Source organism: Peptoniphilus asaccharolyticus DSM 20463 (genome assembly GCF_900176115.1).
GTDB classification, from domain to species: Bacteria; Bacillota; Clostridia; order Tissierellales; family Peptoniphilaceae; genus Peptoniphilus; species Peptoniphilus asaccharolyticus.
Genome location: NZ_FWWR01000009.1, coordinates 885,742 through 900,850 on the forward strand (window position 1 = coordinate 885,742; position 15,109 = coordinate 900,850).

General features: G+C 30.4%; 23 protein-coding genes and 1 pseudogene. 2 read left to right on the forward strand and 22 right to left on the reverse strand.

Annotation, left to right across the window (positions count from 1 at the left end):
* Positions 1-194: 194 nt before the first annotated feature.
* A pseudogene (locus tag B8869_RS12455) lies at positions 195-1,183 on the reverse strand (IS30 family transposase).
* A gap of 179 nt (positions 1,184-1,362) precedes the next feature.
* Between B8869_RS12455 and B8869_RS05080 the strand changes: the two are divergent.
* Positions 1,363-2,559 (forward strand): ISL3 family transposase, encoded by a 1,197-nt coding sequence (locus B8869_RS05080; protein WP_234989754.1) that lies wholly within the window; start codon positions 1,363-1,365, stop codon positions 2,557-2,559.
* A gap of 470 nt (positions 2,560-3,029) precedes the next feature.
* Here B8869_RS05080 and B8869_RS05085 read toward each other — a convergent pair whose 3' ends face one another.
* From B8869_RS05085 to B8869_RS05095, 3 genes are read right to left on the reverse strand one after another with little or no spacing between them, the layout of a single operon-like run.
* On the reverse strand, positions 3,030-3,455 hold the full coding sequence (locus B8869_RS05085) for a protein-export chaperone SecB (protein ID WP_084230615.1): 426 nt from the start codon (positions 3,453-3,455) through the stop codon (positions 3,030-3,032).
* Positions 3,455-3,961: a hypothetical protein gene (locus B8869_RS05090; protein ID WP_084230616.1), complete on the reverse strand. Its 507-nt coding sequence runs from the start codon at positions 3,959-3,961 to the stop codon at positions 3,455-3,457. Before B8869_RS05090 ends, B8869_RS05085 begins: the two co-directional genes overlap by 1 nt.
* A gap of 49 nt (positions 3,962-4,010) precedes the next feature.
* Positions 4,011-4,361: a hypothetical protein gene (locus tag B8869_RS05095; protein WP_084230617.1), complete on the reverse strand. Its 351-nt coding sequence runs from the start codon at positions 4,359-4,361 to the stop codon at positions 4,011-4,013.
* A gap of 366 nt (positions 4,362-4,727) precedes the next feature.
* Here B8869_RS05095 and B8869_RS05100 point away from each other — a divergent pair, with 366 nt between their 5' ends.
* Complete coding sequence (locus B8869_RS05100; RefSeq protein WP_084229742.1) at positions 4,728-5,714, forward strand: IS30 family transposase; 987 nt, start codon at positions 4,728-4,730, stop codon at positions 5,712-5,714.
* A gap of 54 nt (positions 5,715-5,768) precedes the next feature.
* Here the strand turns inward: B8869_RS05100 and B8869_RS05105 are convergent, their stop codons facing one another.
* From B8869_RS05105 to B8869_RS05180, 18 genes are all read right to left on the reverse strand, one after another.
* Positions 5,769-6,119 carry a phage holin, LLH family gene (locus tag B8869_RS05105; protein ID WP_084230618.1) on the reverse strand — a complete coding sequence of 117 codons (351 nt, stop codon included), beginning with the start codon at positions 6,117-6,119 and terminating at the stop codon, positions 5,769-5,771.
* A gap of 130 nt (positions 6,120-6,249) precedes the next feature.
* Complete coding sequence (locus B8869_RS05110; protein WP_084230619.1) at positions 6,250-6,681, reverse strand: phage holin family protein; 432 nt, start codon at positions 6,679-6,681, stop codon at positions 6,250-6,252.
* Between the two features lie 9 nt (positions 6,682-6,690).
* Complete coding sequence (locus tag B8869_RS05115) at positions 6,691-7,305, reverse strand: peptidoglycan amidohydrolase family protein (protein WP_084230620.1); 615 nt, start codon at positions 7,303-7,305, stop codon at positions 6,691-6,693.
* 9 nt (positions 7,306-7,314) lie between these two features.
* Entirely contained in the window at positions 7,315-7,569 is a 255-nt protein-coding gene (locus B8869_RS05120; protein WP_084230621.1) for a hemolysin XhlA family protein, read from the reverse strand.
* Between the two features lie 55 nt (positions 7,570-7,624).
* Positions 7,625-7,900 (reverse strand): type II toxin-antitoxin system YafQ family toxin, encoded by a 276-nt coding sequence (locus B8869_RS05125; RefSeq protein WP_084230622.1) that lies wholly within the window; start codon positions 7,898-7,900, stop codon positions 7,625-7,627.
* Positions 7,897-8,118, reverse strand: a complete 222-nt coding sequence (locus B8869_RS05130; RefSeq protein WP_004822454.1) for a type II toxin-antitoxin system RelB/DinJ family antitoxin — start codon at positions 8,116-8,118, stop codon at positions 7,897-7,899. Before B8869_RS05130 ends, B8869_RS05125 begins: the two co-directional genes overlap by 4 nt.
* Positions 8,119-8,395: 277 nt before the next feature.
* Complete coding sequence (locus B8869_RS12210) at positions 8,396-8,530, reverse strand: hypothetical protein (RefSeq protein ID WP_268802058.1); 135 nt, start codon at positions 8,528-8,530, stop codon at positions 8,396-8,398.
* The gene (locus tag B8869_RS05135) at positions 8,530-8,802 is read right to left on the reverse strand and encodes a hypothetical protein (RefSeq protein WP_084230623.1); all 273 of its coding nucleotides are present in this window, start codon (positions 8,800-8,802) and stop codon (positions 8,530-8,532) included. Before B8869_RS05135 ends, B8869_RS12210 begins: the two co-directional genes overlap by 1 nt.
* Entirely contained in the window at positions 8,802-10,556 is a 1,755-nt protein-coding gene (locus tag B8869_RS05140) for a hypothetical protein (protein ID WP_084230624.1), read from the reverse strand. The genes B8869_RS05135 and B8869_RS05140 overlap by 1 nt, the downstream gene beginning before the upstream one ends.
* 187 nt (positions 10,557-10,743) lie before the next feature.
* Positions 10,744-10,875: a putative holin-like toxin gene (locus B8869_RS12460; protein WP_412458519.1), complete on the reverse strand. Its 132-nt coding sequence runs from the start codon at positions 10,873-10,875 to the stop codon at positions 10,744-10,746.
* Between the two features lie 65 nt (positions 10,876-10,940).
* Positions 10,941-11,321 (reverse strand): type II toxin-antitoxin system death-on-curing family toxin, encoded by a 381-nt coding sequence (locus B8869_RS05145; RefSeq protein WP_084230625.1) that lies wholly within the window; start codon positions 11,319-11,321, stop codon positions 10,941-10,943.
* Positions 11,318-11,542, reverse strand: a complete 225-nt coding sequence (locus B8869_RS05150; protein ID WP_084230626.1) for a type II toxin-antitoxin system RelB/DinJ family antitoxin — start codon at positions 11,540-11,542, stop codon at positions 11,318-11,320. The genes B8869_RS05145 and B8869_RS05150 overlap by 4 nt, the downstream gene beginning before the upstream one ends.
* 74 nt (positions 11,543-11,616) lie before the next feature.
* Positions 11,617-12,066 carry a hypothetical protein gene (locus B8869_RS05155; protein WP_084230627.1) on the reverse strand — a complete coding sequence of 150 codons (450 nt, stop codon included), beginning with the start codon at positions 12,064-12,066 and terminating at the stop codon, positions 11,617-11,619.
* Positions 12,053-12,361: a hypothetical protein gene (locus tag B8869_RS05160; RefSeq protein WP_084230628.1), complete on the reverse strand. Its 309-nt coding sequence runs from the start codon at positions 12,359-12,361 to the stop codon at positions 12,053-12,055. Before B8869_RS05160 ends, B8869_RS05155 begins: the two co-directional genes overlap by 14 nt.
* Positions 12,358-13,110, reverse strand: coding sequence for a putative phage tail protein (locus B8869_RS05165; RefSeq protein ID WP_084230629.1), 753 nt, complete (start codon positions 13,108-13,110; stop codon positions 12,358-12,360). The genes B8869_RS05160 and B8869_RS05165 overlap by 4 nt, the downstream gene beginning before the upstream one ends.
* The gene (locus tag B8869_RS05170; protein ID WP_084230630.1) at positions 13,100-14,200 is read right to left on the reverse strand and encodes a baseplate J/gp47 family protein; all 1,101 of its coding nucleotides are present in this window, start codon (positions 14,198-14,200) and stop codon (positions 13,100-13,102) included. Before B8869_RS05170 ends, B8869_RS05165 begins: the two co-directional genes overlap by 11 nt.
* A gap of 11 nt (positions 14,201-14,211) precedes the next feature.
* A complete protein-coding gene (locus B8869_RS05175) occupies positions 14,212-14,646 on the reverse strand; it encodes a DUF2634 domain-containing protein (protein WP_084230631.1) in 435 nt (144 codons plus the stop codon).
* 4 nt (positions 14,647-14,650) lie between these two features.
* On the reverse strand, positions 14,651-15,106 hold the full coding sequence (locus tag B8869_RS05180) for a hypothetical protein (RefSeq protein ID WP_084230632.1): 456 nt from the start codon (positions 15,104-15,106) through the stop codon (positions 14,651-14,653).
* Positions 15,107-15,109 lie beyond the last annotated feature (3 nt).

Here is a 15,109-nt window from a genome sequence, read left to right on the forward strand (position 1 = left end):
TTACCCCCTTTCTCTTAATTTTTCAATAAAAAAAGAATTAAGAAGTACATATTTCACTAAAATAGTGATTAAGTGTTCTCCTTAATTCTATTACTCCTGTTAACAATAAATTTTTTTGCATAAAAATATCTGTTGGGGAGTAAATCCCTAACAGATATTTTTATGCAGACGAATTGTCAAATCAAATGCAACACCTATGGTAAGAGACCAAAAAGTTCTTCTTTAGGTGTTTTATATTTTATACATTTTCTAGGTCTATTATTCATTAAACTTAAGTTATAATTTAATTCATCAATATTCACTTCTGATAAATCCATACCCTTAGGATAAAACTCCCTCAAAAGTCCGTTACTATTTTCATTTGTACCTTTTTGCCATGCACAATAGGGATCACAAAAATAAGTTTTGCATCCTAATTCTTTTTCTATTTTCTCAAATTCTGAAAATTCTTTACCTCTATCAAAGGTTATTGTTTTTACTAATTCTTTTGGATAATCTTTTAATGCATTTATTATTGCTGGTGTTACGCTTTCCGACTTTCTATTTTCAACTAGGATTGCTATATAATATCTAGATTTTCTTTCTTGCTAAAGTTACGAAACAACATCTACTTTTCCTTTTATTGATCTAATCTGCCTGATTCCACTGTATCTGCTTCCCAGTGGCCTAATTCTTGCCTTCTGTATATCTCTTTAGGTCTTTTCTTAATTGTTCTACCTTTATCATTGAATTTTCCTCTTTTTTCTGCTGGCCTTTTAAATTTAGCTTTTCTTCTCAAATTTTTCATACTAGTTTTTGGCAGCTTTTTGGCGTGTATCATTCTATATATCGTTGATGTAGATGGTAATTCATGAATCTCATTTGTGTTTCTATTTGATATTTGTTCAGGGGACCAATGTTCGTTAATCTTTACAGTTAAATAATCAATAACATCTTTAGAAAATTTACTTTTTCTATGGCAGTCTTTTCTTCTATCAATATATTTATCATTTGCCTTTATCGGAAAGTACTTAGTGCAACTTCCCCTACTAACTTTTATCTTAGATGAATTTCTTTTAATTTCTCTAGATATTGTACTAGGTGACCTTTTAAGTGCTTGTGCAATTTTCCTTATACTCATTCCTAAATTTAAAAATTGGTAAATACAAGATCTTTCTTCTATGGTAAGATGGTTATAGCTCATAGTTAATCACTCCTTTTAATATGTTTTGTTTGGTCACTTACATATTAACACAGCTGATTAGCTATGAGTTTATTTATGTTGCACTTGTTATGATAAATTATCTGCAAAAAAAATTGCACTTATACGCTTTTAGTCCTAAACTTTAAGTAATCAACAACAAAGCTTGGAGGTGCATATAAGTGCAAAATAATAATATCATGAATTTGTTTGGTTTTAAAGATGTAGTTTTTGATAGTGTTGATGAGAGTAATAATTTTGTTAATGTTCACGCTTCTGTTTCTAAGATGTCTATTTGTCCTCATTGTGGTTCTAAAAAGATTTGGGTTCATGATCATAGAATTCAAAAGATTAGGGATACTCACATCCGAGGTAAGAAATCTTTGATTTTCTTAAAGAAAACTAGATATGATTGTAAGTCTTGTGGTTCTCGTTTTGAGAGGAATCTTGATTTTATTGCCAAAGGTCATACTATGACCAATAGACTTGTTTTTGCTATTGTTTCTGAGTTTGATGAGCTTTATTCTATATCTTCTATTGCTAATAGGTATAATGTTTCTTCAAACACAGTATTAAGAATTTTAAATTGTTTAAGTGCTTCTAGAGCTAAACTTCCTGAGGTTTTATGTATTGATGAATTTAAAGGTGATAGTGGTAATAACAGGTATCAGACTTCTCTTCTTAATGGATCTAAACACTCTATCATAGATATCTTACCATCAAGAGATAAGAATACATTGTATGGGTACTTTGAAAAGATACCAAACAAAGAAAGAAACGAAGTAAAATTTTTTGTAAGTGATATGTCTAAAACATTTAAATCAGTTAAGAAATCATTCTTTAAAAACGCAATACATATCATAGATAGGTACCACTTCATAAGACAAGTATCCTGGGCATTAGAAAATGTTAGAAAGAGAATACAAAAGGATGTATCATCAAAGCTTAGGAAATATTTTAAAAGAAGTAAGAGTTTAATTACAAAACCTGCCTCTAAGCTAACTTCAGAACAAGCTAATGAAGTATCACTTATGATTGAACTTAACAAGGAATTAAAAGAAGCATACAAGTTAAAAGAATTGTTCTACTGTGTGCCCTGTGGGTACCAGTATGTACTTAGTCAGCCAAACAAAACTAGAGCTAAAAAAGCTTTAAGAGAATGGATAAAAAGAGCAGATGAATCAAAATTAAAAGAATTTAAATCTTGTATCACTTCTTTTAATAACTGGTTTGAAGAAATATGTAATTCATTTGATTACTCTTGGTCAAATGGACCTCTTGAAGGAACTCATACAAAGATAAAAACATTAAAAAGAAATTGTTTTGGTATGAGAAATTTTGACTTGTTTAGAAAAAGAATTATGTTTTCATGTAAGTAGAGATTGGGAAAACGGGAAAATTTGCAAAACCCCTAGGGGTTTTATTTGCTATGCTTATTTTTAGTTGTTTTTTGCTATTTTAGTTTTGATATCTTTATTAGCGTCTATGTGCCCATTTTTACATAAAGAAAGAGACTCGAGTTAACGAGTCTCCCCAATATTTGACATAGAGCCATAATTAATTCCACATAAAAAACCTCTGTATAATTACAGAGGTTAAATTGGTGCGCCTTAGAGGATTCGAACCCCTGACCTTCTGGTCCGTAGCGATACATAATCTCTCTATATTTAGGCTTTCCCTCTTACTTTTGTAATCTACTGATGTGATACTTGTTGTGTTTTTCTGTCTCTTTAGAGTATCTTACATCAGACTATTCTTTATTTATTAGAAAATTATACAATATTTTTCATCATATATATACATTTTATTTTCTTTTAAAAACAAAAAGAGTGGAATTAAACCACTCTACTTAATTTTGATTTTTAGCATCTTTTAAATACTGAATAATATTTATTGTCGGTAAATTTAATGGAGATATATTTGCTACAGAAGTATATGTTGAAACTATGCTTCTTACATATGGAAATAAGATAGATAAAGCATTAGGTAAATACTTTTCCATTTCAGTTTCTCCATCTTCACCTGTAAACATCCCCTCTAAAATCACCCTCATAGAGAAAGGATAATTATTTTCTTCTGGATCACTAAAAATATCTGCGCCAAGACTTACTATCATAGTATTATCTATAACTTCTAATCCATGGCCTAATCTAAAATTAATATCTATATCTAATGTTTCATCAGCTTTAAACTTATCATTGAGGTTATAATTAATTTCTATAACTCTGTATCCATCAAAACTAATGGCCCCTTTAAAATCCTTATTACTATTCATTACGCAACCTCACATACAAATTCTGCACCTATCAGAACATCTTCCTTAGTATTAAGATTATTGTGATAGATGTTTTTTTGTTTTCTGTAGTTTAATTTCTTATTTTGCCCAAATTTCTCTTCACTAAAAACAATTCTTTTTATATTTTTAGATTCTACAATATTTTCATTTTTTTCTTGAACGAATAGATCTTTTTTAACTAAGTATTTTGAAGATAAAGATTTTATAAAATCTCCAAAAACAACTTTAATATTTTCAAAGCTTTCAAAAGATATTTCTGGCATTCTATTAAGATAGTCATACAAAGGCACTACTAAATAACTATCTTCTAACAATAATTCATCACTCTTATTATAAAAAAAATCTAAAAATTCTTCTGAATTTATCAAATCTCTATTCTTAGATAAGACTTTAAAGTAAACATCCTCTTGATCTATGAAAAATCTTTCATTAGGATATTTTTCTTTTAATAAGCCAATAAAACTATTTAATTGATTAATATCCATAAAATCACTCCTGATCTTTTCTTACTTATTAACTATTATTTTTAGCGCTTCAAAACTCATCATATTTTTTTTCGGCATCTTTTTCTGTTAGCGACTGAAATTCATAATCAGCCACTTTTCTTTGATCTTTCAAATCCCAAATCAAACTATTAAACACTCTTTTTTCTTTATTCATCGAAGGAATTCCCAACTTATTTTTACTATACATTTCTATAGCACTAATATGTGAATCTCTTCCATTTGTTTCAAACTCTATATTATTATTTTTTAAATATATACTTATATTTTGAAAAATATAATAATATGTTCTATTCGCTAAAGAATTATAGTGTTTGTTTTTAAACAAATAATCTATAACGCTTTCTATTTCTTTTAATTTTTCTTCATTGTCATATTTCATATAACAACACCTTCAAGTATATTTTGCTAAGCTTGTTCATTATATCAAATATTTAGAAAAAATACTATGGATAAGACAAAGTACTTATCAACAACTTTCGTTTTGTCAAGTACTATTTTTTATTTTTATACCCATTTCTAACATTTTTACAATAAAAAAGCTAGGAGATTTATTCCACGAGTTAAAACTTCAAAAATAGTGTTGACTTATAACGTAATACGTTATATAATAAGAATATAGAAAGAGAGGTGATGTAATGGTAGAGATAATTTATCATAACAAGTGCAACATAAATAAACTCATAGCTAATCAGCTGTGTTAATATGTAAGTGACCAAACAAAACATATTAAAAGGAGTGATTAACTATGAGCTATAACCATCTTACCATAGAAGAAAGATCTTGTATTTACCAATTTTTAAATTTAGGAATGAGTATAAGGAAAATTGCACAAGCACTTAAAAGGTCACCTAGTACAATATCTAGAGAAATTAAAAGAAATTCATCTAAGATAAAAGTTAGTAGGGGAAGTTACACTAAGTACTTTCCGATAAAGGCAAATGATAAATATATTGATAGAAGAAAAGACTGCCATAGAAAAAGTAAATTTTCTAAAGATGTTATTGATTATTTAACTGTAAAGATTAACGAACATTGGTCCCCTGAACAAATATCAAATAGAAACACAAATGAGATTCATGAATTACCATCTACATCAACGATATATAGAATGATACACGCCAAAAAGCTGCCAAAAACTAGTATGAAAAATTTGAGAAGAAAAGCTAAATTTAAAAGGCCAGCAGAAAAAAGAGGAAAATTCAATGATAAAGGTAGAACAATTAAGAAAAGACCTAAAGAGATATACAGAAGGCAAGAATTAGGCCACTGGGAAGCAGATACAGTGGAATCAGGCAGATTAGATCATAAAAGGAAAAGTAGATGTTGTTTCGTAACTTTAGCAGAAAGAAAATCTAGATATTATATAGCAATCCTAGTTGAAAATAGAAAGTCGGAAAGCGTAACACCAGCAATAATAAATGCATTAAAAGATTATCCAAAAGAATTAGTAAAAACAATAACCTTTGATAGAGGTAAAGAATTTTCAGAATTTGAGAAAATAGAAAAAGAATTAGGATGCAAAACTTATTTTTGTGATCCCTATTGTGCATGGCAAAAAGGTACAAATGAAAATAGTAACGGACTTTTGAGGGAGTTTTATCCTAAGGGTATGGATTTATCAGAAGTGAATATTGATGAATTAAATTATAACTTAAGTTTAATGAATAATAGACCTAGAAAATGTATAAAATATAAAACACCTAAAGAAGAACTTTTTGGTCTCTTACCATAGGTGTTGCATTTGATTTGACAATTCGTCAATAAAAAAGAGCCTAGGAAATTAATCCTAGGCTTGTTCTTTTAATGAATTAATAATATCAGTGTCCCATCCATTTTTATTAAATTCCTTTACTATAGTGTCTATTAAAATATCTGCTTGTTCTTTAGATATTGTTATTTTATTTCTATTTAACCATTCTAATACCCACTCTTTTTTTAATTTTCCCTGACCTTTTTCTTTGTAGATAGTTTCAGCAAATTTCACAGCCATTAAAGTCCAAAACTTTGCTTGTTCTTTTTGCTCTTTGCTTACATTCGCATCTAAAAACTTTTTGGCTGATGGCACAATATAAACTGAAAGTACTATTAAACCAACTTTTAATAACAATACTAATATTTCAAAATATTCTTTCTTCATTTTTTATTTTCCCCTTTCAAAAAATGCCCCACAAATCGAATTTTAAGAGCTTTTATTTATCTACTAATCCAATTACATAGCTTTCAATTTAAAATTAAAAATAGATAGCATTTTATCGCTATCTATTAACTTAACCACTTTCATAATCATTATTTTTACTTTTTTTAGATTTTTTTCTACTTTCCCCCTGAGTTTCTAACATTTCTTGCTTTAACTCTTCTAACAACTCTTCTTTTTGCTGCCATTTCTTTAATTTAGAATACTCCCCTTGCTGTTTTAGTAATTGATGAACACCTACGCTAGTTGTTCCGAGAAAAACACCTTGCCCAATAGACATTAATATCCATACAATCATTTGAACAATATTCATTGCATCATACTTATTGGCCAAGCTTGTTATCATTGCAAGAGGTATTCCTACTATCGATAAAATAGTAGGAATTAAACTATCCGAAATCCTGTTGCTTTTCTTTAATATACTTCCTAAAACCATAAGAACCGGAACCATAAACACGAGTTCCGGACTTAAGTATTCCTTTAGCGTGTATAACACTTCTTGCATAGTTACCTCCTATACAACATCTATTCTTCCGTTATTCCACTTAACAGTCATACCAAGACTTTCAAAAAATTCACGAACAGGCACTTCAATATTTTTTAGTTTTATATATGAAACTCCATTTTTTATATATGGACTAATTTTAGTTTGCTTGCCTGCAACATATAAAAGAGCGTATTGTTGACTATTGCCTTCTTTAGATTGCACTGTACTAGCTTCTAAAGATTTAACTCTATAAGCTCTTTGCCATCCAAGTCTTTTAATGCTTGTTATTTTTGCCCTAGGCTTAATGGCTTCTAATACTTTGCCACCGCCTAGATAAACTCCGGTATGACCATAGTAATTTGAGTCTGTTGTGCCCGGTCTTTGCCACCACAACAAATCACCCCTTTGTATTTGGTTCATTGGGATTTGATGCATTCTAGGGTCTCCATCTCTCATAAATTTGGTTGATATAGTTCGTGTAGTTTGGCTTTCATCTAGTAGTCCTGTTGCTTTTAGTGCCTTGTAAGGAATAGATGAACAATCACTAAATCCCGGCATCATTCTTTTAAGTTGTGAATATAAATCCCCTTCATATTTCATACATGCTGCAATAAACCTCTCTACTTTTTTGTTATCTAACATTTTTACCTCCTATTTAAATAGTCCGTGTTGAACTGCATAAAAAAAGAAGCTTACAAAGCTTCCTACTAATAACCCCATTCCCCAACGCATAGTTGAGATAAGATTATCCATTTTATCTATTAAGTTTTCTATCTTTTCATCTGTCCTACTATTGTGTTGTTCTATTGAGTCAATTCTTTTTGAATGGTCGTTTATTCTTATTTCATTCCTATTAACTTTTTCTAACAGATGCTGTCTATATATTTCACATTGTTTTTCATCCATAATTCACCCCGTTTTGAAACACTAAAAAAGACAACCCCTAAGGATTGCCTATTCTCTAAAACAATTCACTATGTGAACCAGTTCTATTTAAAATTAATATTAAATTATCTTCTACCTTTTCATAAATCAACAACCAATCAGGTCCGATATGGCACTCTCTGCACCCTGTATAATTGCCTATCAATTTATGGTCTTTATATTTTCCATCTAAAACTATATCATTTGCCAAACATTCCACAACAAAATATAGTTTTTCTATATCTAGCCCAGACTTTTTTATCTTTTTTAAATCTTTTTTAAAGCTAGACCTAATTTGAATCTTTCTTTTCATAAACTATCCACAAAATTTTTAAAATCATCCATATTGTCAAACTCTGCAACTATAGGATTTGTTTCTTTTATCTCAAAAGGAATTTTTCTATCATTAACAACAGCCTTAGCAAATACATTAAATGCAGTTGACATACTCATCCCCATAGAATCGCAAACCCTTGAAAATTCATTTTTTAAATTTTCTTCCAGTCTAATATTTAAATTTACATTTGCCATATAATCATCCCCTTAAAATAATTATATCATTTTACACGCATTTGTAAATAAATATTACATTTTAATTATAAGGGCAACAAAAAAGACAGTAGCTTAATCTGTTGCCCTGTCTTTTCTTAAATTTCTATGCCAGTTTCTTTTAATACTGCCATAACAGCTTCTTTTATTCCAAAGATTGTTGGAACTTGTTCTAGTTTGTAAGTGCCTGCCATAACAAGTGTCACCCAGCATTTAACTACTGCACTATCTTTACCTAGCTTAAACATTGTCTTTCACCTCACTTTCCTTCGATTACATTTGTAACAACTTCTCTTAAATTCCATAAGTCCGGAACATCCTTAAGAGACTTTGTTTTATTTTGAATTAACATAACCCAACATTTTACAACCATGCTATCCTTAGTAAATTTCATTATTTCATTCCTCCCATCATGCTCATTGAAATCATTGTAGTAAGCTCTGCAATTGCTTTAGCGTTGTCCTCTTGTTGCTTCTGTATCATTGTAGTTATTTCAGTTGCAAGCATTGCACTTTGCATCTTACCCGATTTACTATCCTCTTCTATCTTTTCTAAACTCTTTACTATCTCAGGGTCTGTTATCTTAGCTATTACCTTATCAACTCGCCCCTCTTTTAACCCTTGCACCTCACTAAGAGGTAAGTTGTCTCCAATAATCTTTAACATTATTCATAACCTCCACTTATCCCTCTAACTTCACTCTTTAAGCTATCGTCAGACTTTTTAGTAATAGTCACATGAATAGCAATCCTCCAAGGCTTTGCTTTAGTCTTATTTGAATTTGTGTATTGATGTACCATTTTAGCAAGTGCTTTTTGAGTAATATCTTCCCATACAGCACTCTCTGCATCATTGTAGTTATTACAAGCTTTTATGCTAACTACATCGCCCTCAGCTACTGTGCTATTAAGTATTGCAAGTATCTTCTTAGCTGCAACATCAGTCTCCTTTACAATTAAAATAAACTCAAGTTTGTTTACTTGTTTAAAAAAGAACCCTATTTTTTCAGAAACTCCACCTTGGCTATCCTTAGCCACGATTTTTATCGCATGAAGTCCTTTTGAAAGTCTTACAAATTTTTCTTTATCTATAGTTAAGGTGTTCATCTTTCCATCTGTCACATTTTCATTAGTTTCAATTACTTTTCCGTCTAAATAAATTACACTTGAAATCTTGTCTTTTTCTAAATCTGAGATAGAGTATTTAAGAGTAAATTCTTTGTCTTTTATCCCTAAATCTCCATTAGTACCACCTATAATAGGAGGTTGATTACTCCTTGTGAAAGTAAGTTTTCTATAAGTTATTCCTGTTTTGCCATCATCAGCACGAATTATTATTTCATTTTTTCTTCCAAGTTCAAGAGTAGCAAGCTTTTCAGTTGAAATAGTAACGCTCTGTTCTTCATTCTGAGCGTTTGAAATATTTTTTATTTCCTCTCCATTTAAAGTCACGATTACAGATACTGAGTCATTATTACTATCTTTTACTGTGAAAGTTTCTGTAAATGCAGTATTTTTATTTCCTAAATCTCTATCCTCTCCACTGATTATTGGCGCTGAGTTTGATTTATAGAAAGTGTATGTCCTCTCTGTAGTTGCTTTAGTATCTGTAGCCACAATTCTTATTGTGTGCTTTCCAAGGTTAAATCCTGATAAGTCAACTCTATATATATTCTTGATTCCACTTGTAATGCTTTTTGCACTGACTTTTTTAACAGTATCTTCATAGATGTCTACTTTTAATGCATCTCCACTATCCATGTCTGTTACGATATATTCAATGTCGAAGTTTTCTGTTTTAGAACCTAAATCTAAATTAGAACCTGAAACGCTCGGCGCTTGATTATCAATGCCTTTATATACATACCAATAATCACCGCTAACACCATCTTTAGGATAAGCATTAGCATTAGTAGATTTAACATCTCCAAGATAAGAACCTTTTGAAGTAGTTATTTTTTCTTTAAGATAATAAACTATACCTATTATTTCACTAAAATTTTCCCATTCTCCGTCTATTTTAGTTGATTTACCATGTTGTATATCACTGTCGCGAGCTTCAATTCTATAATTAGATTTAGAGTAAGTAGCAGTTGCGCCGCCGTTTCCTCCGTGTCCTCCAAACTCTAAAAAATCAGCCCCTCTTGGGAGTGTATCTCCCCTCAACCATTCAACGTTCGAAACTAGGTATCCTCTAAATGATTTTTTTATTGCAGGACTTTCTTTATAAGTGATATTCTCATTATATGGGTCTCTACTAAGCCAATCACCAAAATAACAAATTTTTCCATTCGTATATCCTATCCCGACAATCTTAGGTGTTAATGGATTGACAAATCTTAATGTCTTTACCCCAAGATTTTCTTCAACATATCCCCTATCTACAACTTTTCTATACTTCCCCCATAAATGATTTACCATCTAATCACTCCTTCCATTAAAAAAGACAAGTCTTCAAACTTGTCTATGTTTACTATATATTTAATTGTGGTATAATTTAATTAAAGAGGACACCGTTAATACTTTACAGTACAAGCGACGGTAGCCCTAAAGGATATTTTTATTTTAATACCACTTGTAGTGCTAGTACAGGTGGTATTTTTATGTCCTAATTCTTTTTAACAAGCGTTAGGATGGCTATTATAAGTGTTGTAATCTTAATCAATAAAGATAAGATTTCATAATCACTCATAACGCACCTCCCAAATTTTATATTGGGCGACCATCTGTATGTCCTCATTCATATTATACTCATTTTAAATTTACATATCAATAAAGCAACCCCTAAGGATTGCCTTAAATTAACTATTTAATTATCTTATTTTCAACAAAACTTTTAAAAGCTTCCTTGCTTATTTCTCCACTTGCTACTTCAAGACCAAGTTTAATAATATCTAAATTACTCATTATGTGATTTATTTCATTTATTTCTAATAAATATAGTAAAATCATAACTCCAATTCTCTTATTACCATCAATAAAACAATGATTTTTAATTAAAGAATAAGAAACTTGTATAATCTTATCAATTATAGTTGGATAAAGTTCAATGCCTTCATAAGTTTGAAAAACACTTTCAATAGAAGATTTTAATAAGTTCATTTCTCTTATGCCTTTTGAACCACCATATCTAAATATAAGCTTCTCTTGAAGTTTTATTACCTCATCTACACTTACATATTTCATTTAGCGAGTTCCTTAAAAGCTTCATCATATTTGTTCATAATTCTATCTTCAATGCTACTATTTTCAATTGATAAACTAAGTGGTAAAGCATTATGCCTAATAGATTGTTTTATGAACATGTTGATTGCAACGGACACGTTCATTCCAAGTTCTGAAACTAAATCACTGAATACATCTTTATCTTTATCATCAACACTAATCGTCAAATTAACCTTACTCATATAATCACCTCTTATGGGTATTATACGCTTATCACACAATAATTACAATGTATTACACATGTCTACAAATGAATTTATACACTTAGAACCCCTCTATCTTCGTCATAATATCCATCTAAAATTAATATATTATCTCCCAAATCCTTAAGAGTAGCTACAAACTGAATAGCTAAAAAACCATTTAGGATTGCTCCGTCACTTGCATCACCCTTTAAAGTCAGTGCTAAAATTCTTTCATTTACCCAATTTTTCCACTTATAAAGCAAGTCGACTCCAACATCAACGTTGCCTAAATTCCTTGCACTAAGAGGTAAACCCTCTTGAATAACCTCTCCAAAACATGGCTCTAAAGTTACAATCTTGTTGCCTTTGTTGTCCGTACCCCTCTCAACTAGAGAAAAAGTCCAAGGATTCTCAACGATTTCATCATCAAACTCTGTCATTGTGTACGTTGCATTGTTTATGTCCTCTTGTTTTGTCGGTATCCCAAAATAAGGATTCTCTTTTAAATCAATGTTTGCCATTTAGCACCTCGTTTTCTACTCTAATTTCAATAACTGCAATAAAACCCTCTCTGGTATTTTTTATAATCTCCATATCTTGTGTTTGTAAAATATCTCCATCTTTGTCTATAATTTCAACCTTAGTTACCGTTCCTTTTTGAACAGAGAGACTAACAAACACCTTTACAATATTCTCATTAACTGTCTTTTTTATAATATTACCTGCGCTTTTTACTCCATCAATATATATGTTTGCACTAGATATATCTTCATGCAGTTTCTTAGCACGTTTACTAAGTTGCTCAACCGGTATCATTTATTCACTACACCCCCTGATTTAATCTCATTAACTCTAACTTGTCTATTATTTCTAATATTAGAACCGTTAGACACTTTAATAACATCACTAAATTTCTTACCTTTATATGCCTGATTTGGCACTCTGCCACACGGCGGTTCACTTACCATCCAGTATTTAGATTTGTATACGTCTGTTTTTTCTTTGTAGATGAATTTATCTAATCTATACAATCTAAAGGTTAATAGTAAATTGGCTGGAATTATTTTTCTTAGTTCATTTCCAAGCCATGGTACGTCAAATACACCTCTCTGTATCTTTAATTCAAAAATTAATTCATAGTCATTATAAGCAAACTCTATCTCATGTTTCCCATTCCCTATAGCAGAATCTAACCACTTTAATAAGGTTCTATGAGTCCATTTTATTTTTCTATTCCATAATAAATAAACTCTCTTCCTTCGTTCATTTAAGCTAATATCATTATCAGATGAAATCCCTAACATCCTCTCATATCTTAAAATCCCATATTCGCTAGCTTGTAAAATAAACCTATCCGCATACGTTTTTAATACTCTTCTAGCTAAAAAATCAAATTCTAAGTCTTCACTGTCAGTCCATTCTATCCAGTCAGAAGACTTAGCAATAGTTTCATAGTCATTATACTTAGCTAAATCTACTTTTCTTGCTACCTCAAGTTCTCTTCCTGAAAAATCTTCTTCTGTATCAAAATACCATATCTTTTCAAAGCTTCTCTTATCCTCCATTAACTATCACCGCATTTAAAAATGGAATCTCAGCTTCACCCAAAATTCCATTACGTTCATATTCATTTAGTTTTGTATCTAAAACATCAATCACACCATCTACATCTAAAATCAAAGACTCTAGTTTAGAGATTCTTACTATTGTAGATTTTTCTTTTTCCCATTCTTTTCTTAGCTGTAAAAAATAAGGCTCTAAAGCACTTTTTATTTTTTCAGAAATCCCATCAGATAAAACATCATCTCTAAGTGTCAATTTTAAAGATAAATTTAATTCTTTTTTGTTAGCTCCTCCAACAGTGACTAGATGCCCTATAGGTGCAAGTCCGTATCCTAATTGATGATGTGCAACCGGATCTAAAAGTTCTTGAACTTTTCCAATTAACTCTCTAGACGGAGAATTAAACTTAGAATCTGTAAAGACTATCTTAACTGTTCCTCCACCATTCCATACCGGATATACTTTAACCCCTCCAACACCTTCTATTGCATGGCACCAATCAAGATACTGATCTATATTGCCGCCATACGCATTAGTTTTTATGTGCCTAAAATATCTCTCCCTAAAATCCTCAGTATCTTCCTCTTCTTCTCCAGGCTTAATAACACTAACTATATAAGCATGTTTGAGATTTCTAATAGTATCTATTGGTATTAACTTTCCATGTGGGATATTCCCTACTTCTCCATATTCTTCACACACAAGCTCATAATAAAATTTTCCACTTCTTTCTTCTAAAAAGTTAGTTGCCATAAAATTGATATTATCAAAATTAAACCTAGCGTTTATTGGTAATTTAATGTCAAATTCACCCTTAACAATAGCTTGTGTTGACGGAAATGGCTTAAGTGCTCTATCTCTTGCAATAGCTATAAGGCTAGTCCTATCAGCGGTATCACCAAACATATTCTTTAATATATAATCAAGTTCCATGTATATCAAAGAAAGCTCTATAGAACCAGGTGCCATTGCATCATAAATTATAGAACCCTCTCGCTTATCTCTAGAATTGTCAACTCTAGATAACATTCTATTCAAAAGAAAATCAGCAGAGAATTCGTCAAATTGTGCATTATACTCCATCTGTGCCATTTAATCACCCCCTAATCAATGTTGTCATAATCAAACTTCCAATCATTAGTTATTTCAATATCTCCGTAAATAGAATTAACAACAAAACTAATTGACAGATTATCTTTATAAGATTTTTCTTTTATATACTTAAAATCAGTAACAGAATTTATCCTATCATCTCTAATAAGACATTCCTCTATTCTCCTTATAAGTTCAACATAAGCAAAATTTTTAGGCTTTCCAAATAGATCTTGTAATTCAATTCCAAATGTAGGGTAGATTAAATGCACTCCGTATTCAGTATTTAGATTTTTATAAATCATTTGTTTTAACGCTTCTTTTCCGTCTATATTTCCGTAAATTCTTTTAGAATTAACATGCATTCTATAAGTCTTTGTAGCAGATATTTTTTCTTCTATCCCTAGTTTCATAGCTAAATTAATATCATTTTGTTCAGGAATCATAAAATCACTTCCTTATACCTTTATCATGTTTGATTTCTATTATTTCTCCCTCAAATAATTCAATAGTACCTTCTGTTACCAAAGTTGTAGAGCCATCTGAACAATTACCTTTCAGTTTGCACTTAACATTACCTTTTAACTTATGAGTTCCATCAAAGTAATAATCTTCACCATTTGAACCTTGTGGACTTGATGCTTCATACATGTAATACCACACTTGTCCTTCCTGGTTAGATTGAAAAACAAAATAATGTCCTACTTCTTCTTCTGTAAACTTCCTATATCTAGGGACCACAAGAAATTCCTCTTTTAATTCCACATCATCATCTCTTTTAAATGTAAGAGGTTCTAAAGATTCAAGTTTAGCATGCACTAAATTAGAAAAAGTAAGCGTTGATATATAATCTGCAGCTATTTTAGAAATTACATTTTTTAATTTATTAATATCAAACTCACTCATTTA